Here is a 4,180-nt window from a genome sequence, read left to right on the forward strand (position 1 = left end):
TAACGCTTGCAGCAGGGGCGGCGAACACAGTGAGGCGTCCCTTTTGCCTGCACTTGTTAAGTGGCCCTGGCCGCTACGATGGTTGGGCTGGCGAGACTCCATTGATATTTTTGGCACCTGACCTCACCGCCAGCAGATTAATCTATTTTCTGTTTTTTGCTGAGCACTGATTCAGAGTCACTGAGGAGAAAAAAAAGCAAAGCACTTGTAAATGGTTGTCTATTGCTCAGAACTGAAGGACTCCGAACTCTGTGCTGTCGTGGCACAAGGAAAGAAAACCTGAAACCTCTTGCCAGCTCCGCCCAAAATTGAGAAACAGCATACTGCTTGCGCTGGCATTGCAAGAAGGATAATACACCTGATCTTGATCGCCAGATGGTACACACTTTCTTCTTTCTACTTGTACGGCACTTTCATATTACTAACCAATCTATGCACCCTGTCACTTAACGCCTGGTTCAAGGGCGCTGCCGCAGGCAGCGTCCCTTAGAACCATTTGTTAGGTTCATGCACAAATTTTAAGGATAGAATTTATACGATGGACAGCAAGGTTTCTAAGTTTTTTGTTCTCACTAATGGAGTAACAATCAGCATATTGCTCATAGCGCAAAAGCTTGCCTTGTTCTTTATTATTACCGTAGGCCAGTTGCTTCCATTCTCTGCTCAGGCGAATACGCTGATGAATGGCGAGAGGCTTAATTTCATTTCTGATGACAGACCTATGCTTGTTGAAACTGGACTCATTAAGAATGTCCATAGTTTTGAGGTCGCTTTCGATCAGGGCATTCAGGTCATCACGGAAAACAGCACTAATACTGTCCAGACTTTTTCTGATTCTTTGCCTTTGGAAGAAGCTAACTCGGAGCAAGTAACCGAAGATTGCAAGACTGAGAGTGATCAGGAGTGTGCCGAGAGGGTGGCTTTCAACATACTGGATTACATCAGTGATCATATTGCGTACATCCTTGGTTTGTTTTTGGCTTTATGGATAATTTTCAGTTGAGTTTATGGAATGATAAGTATGCCCTATTTTGGAACCTAACGCCGCCTTCAGCCGCGCGCCGAAGGCGCGTCGGCTGGAAGGCTTTGTTAGCTGTGCATTGGCACATGCCCTGATATTTGGGGATTATTTATTCGTCTGGGCTACTTTTATTAAGTTCATTAATTAGATTTGTAATTTCTCCAATACCCTCAATCTCATACCAATTAACAGCTAACAAAAAACTCACATTTTGGTTTGTGACAAAGTACTCCATTCCATATGCTTGCTCTAGAATACTACATAGTTTCTTCCCATTTTTTATACAGGCCATTTTGTTTTTATTAACATCTCTTTGCTCAAAAAAAATGAACAAAGGTTCATCCTTTAATTTTTTAGAATAACTGAACTCCCATGGTTCAAGAGCAATGGATGTTGACTCATGCCCAATTGATAAATGGCCTGATAACTTATCAGGGTGGAATTTTCTAATCACTTCACCAATGTATTTTTCAGCTTCCCTTTCACTTAACTCATAACATTGCACATTTGCCCGAATAGATGATTCCATAAATTCTTGTAGATGATTCATACAGTTACCTCCTTGTTGCAGGGATATTGTCAATGAAAATGTGCCCCCTGATACGTTCTTTGCCTCTACCTGGTGTCTGGTAACCAATATGAGGTTGATGGGGGCCAGCTCCTAAAGTTCCGTCGCTTCGAATATTATTCCACTCTGGTATATCAACATTTACAGACGCACCGTTAGATGATGTATATTCAGTAGGTATACTTTTTCCATTGATGTCTTTACCCCACTGTGTGACTTTAAAATTCTCTCTAGGGATACCAGTTCTTTTAAATGCTTCCTCCAATCCATCCTTAAAGCTCTTCCCTGTTCCTCTGAAATCTACATCTTTTTTCGGGTTAAAACTCCAATGTTTCCCAGATAGCTGATCAAGTGACATTAAGCTCCGAACTTTAGCTGGAGGCGCAATCACGGAAAATATCTTGCCATATCCCGCCAGTTCATCCCTCGTCACCTGATCTAGACTGTTCCACTTTTTGCTGACTACTCTTCCCGTAGCTTTATCAGCAAAATCAACGACAGCATCTACTGCTTCCCCGGAAGCTGTCAACCCATTGAGTACTTTCTGAGTCTCTTCAGGGAAATGTTCATAGGAAATTTTGACCATTCCCTGAACAGTTCGTTCAATACCCTGAGATACCGGGTCTTCACCTCGGCCAATGGCGGCGATGGCTTTTCGAAAGCGATAGCCTCCGAGGCCGTCACTGCCGTCAATTCCAGTACTACAACCGGACTGGCAATGTTGTTCAAAATTCTGGCCTGGCAGTCGCTCGGAGACTGGGTGACGATAATCGGGCTGATAAATTTGCGGTTCCGGGTGAACCTGTGGCTGAGAATAACGCTGGTACAGTAAGGTCGATGGGTCAGAATCCAGGTACCCGGGTGTTTCTATGGCACCCTCTGCCTGAAGTAGCTGCATGACTTTTTGCTGCCCCTTGACCCTAGCCATCGACAGAGGAGTCTGTCCTGCTTCTGTCACAGGGCTGTGCCAGACTTTTTCCCTCAGTTGTTCAGCAACACTGATCTGGTTGCCAGCACGACTGGCCAGATGCAGGCGGGTTACCCCTCGGGCATCGGCAGTATTGACATCGGGAACTCGATTGAATTGTTGATCCGACAACCATTCAAGCTGTTCGTCAGTGCCTGAGACGACCTTCCTTGAACTGTTGGCAGGCAGTACTGCCTGAATAGTGAAGACAGCATAAGCCTGGAAGGCTTTCAGGAATGAGTGATTATTGATATCCCAGGATCTTTCCGGGTCGGAAGGCAAACGTGAGCGAAAGTTGCCACATTGCACTTGTGCATAGTCACCGGATATTGAAGCATTACAATCTAACGGAGGCAGCAACGCATTAAACAGAACAGGGGCCAGGTCATCAGACGACGTTCGATCAACGACCTGAAAGTAGCAGGGGTTATTCTGGTCAAAAAGGGTGATTCGGTCAGTTTCGATACTGAGCGCCAAAGCGTGTTGCTCCGTGATGATCAGATAATGACCCGGTATGGGGAGTCGTTGTATATCCTTGAGTAGCGCTGGATTCAAGCAATAAGTGCAAGCGACTCCCCGGTGTAGACTTCGAGCGGAGTTCGCCCACCTAATACTTTTCTCGGCATGGTATTGATTAACAATTCAGCTTCTCGAATCTCTGCTGCTGTCAGCCCCCCGAGAGCCATTTTCTTAGGCCAGGTTCGACGGATGATGCCATTAGTATTCTCGTTCGTTCCTCTCTGGTAACTGGCATAAGGCTTGGCAAAAAATACATCAGCACTCACTGCTTTAGCTACCTTTTCATGAGCGGCAAACTCACCCCCGTTATCCAGTGTGATGGTGCAAACAGATGATACCCGTCCCAGCAATTTAATCATGCTATCTGCAACCGTTTCTGCTTGCTTGTTGTCCACTTTATCAATCAGTGTGAAGCGGCTTTTTCGGTCAACCAATGTCACCAGGTGAGCGTCCTGTCCAAATACCGTGTCACCTTCCCAGTCTCCCAGGCGAGACCGAAGATCTACAACCTCAGGACGTTCAGTAATATCAACGCGATTGGGTATCAGGGAACGTCCCGCCTTGCGTTTACCGCCCTTGCAGCGTCTCTTTCCAAAACGAGGCAGCTTCTTGTACAGTGTGCCTCCGCTGGCCTTGTTATCAGCGATACGAGCGTAAATAGTGGTATGGCTCAAGGTGATTTCAGGGATCTCGATTTTCATCCTGCAGCTGATGTTCTCAGGTGACCAGCCAAGCAGCAGACCATTTTCTATAATCGGCATTTGTCGTTCATCGACTTTACTGTATTTTCTGGCTGACACTCTACGATGAATAGCCATACTGTGAGCTGTCTCGGCACAATAACCGTTGCCATCAGTATTGCGTTGAAGCTCCCGAGATAAGGTGCCTGCACTGGTGCCAATTCTCTCTGCAATCTCTTTCTGCGTAAGACCTGTCCCAAGAAGAGCTTCGATCTGGTATCGTTGCCCCTGAGTCAGTTGCTTGTATAGTTTGGTTTGTGTATTCATTCCTGACTTCCATTTCTGAGTGTGAGAGCTACAGAATGTACCAGCAGCTGGCTCACATCTGAAATATCAGTCGATTGCACTTATTGTATTAATCCAGC

Annotated in this window: 4 protein-coding genes; all 4 read right to left on the minus strand. The window is 45.8% G+C overall.

The annotated features are described in order from the left end of the window. Window positions 1-505 precede the first annotated feature (505 nt). Window positions 506-952, minus strand: coding sequence for a hypothetical protein (locus GZ78_RS28995; RefSeq protein WP_152558709.1), 447 nt, complete (start codon window positions 950-952; stop codon window positions 506-508). A gap of 178 nt (window positions 953-1,130) precedes the next feature. Further along, window positions 1,131-1,571 carry a hypothetical protein gene (locus GZ78_RS16135; RefSeq protein WP_201772722.1) on the minus strand — a complete coding sequence of 147 codons (441 nt, stop codon included), beginning with the start codon at window positions 1,569-1,571 and terminating at the stop codon, window positions 1,131-1,133. A gap of 4 nt (window positions 1,572-1,575) precedes the next feature. Next, window positions 1,576-3,111, minus strand: a complete 1,536-nt coding sequence (locus GZ78_RS29000) for a polymorphic toxin type 47 domain-containing protein (protein WP_152558777.1) — start codon at window positions 3,109-3,111, stop codon at window positions 1,576-1,578. Then, on the minus strand, window positions 3,108-4,082 hold the full coding sequence (locus tag GZ78_RS16145; RefSeq protein ID WP_034831994.1) for an IS30 family transposase: 975 nt from the start codon (window positions 4,080-4,082) through the stop codon (window positions 3,108-3,110). Before GZ78_RS16145 ends, GZ78_RS29000 begins: the two co-directional genes overlap by 4 nt. Between the last annotated feature and the right edge of the window lie 98 nt (window positions 4,083-4,180).

It is taken from the genome of Endozoicomonas numazuensis (assembly GCF_000722635.1).
Classification (GTDB): Bacteria; Pseudomonadota; Gammaproteobacteria; order Pseudomonadales; family Endozoicomonadaceae; genus Endozoicomonas_A; species Endozoicomonas_A numazuensis.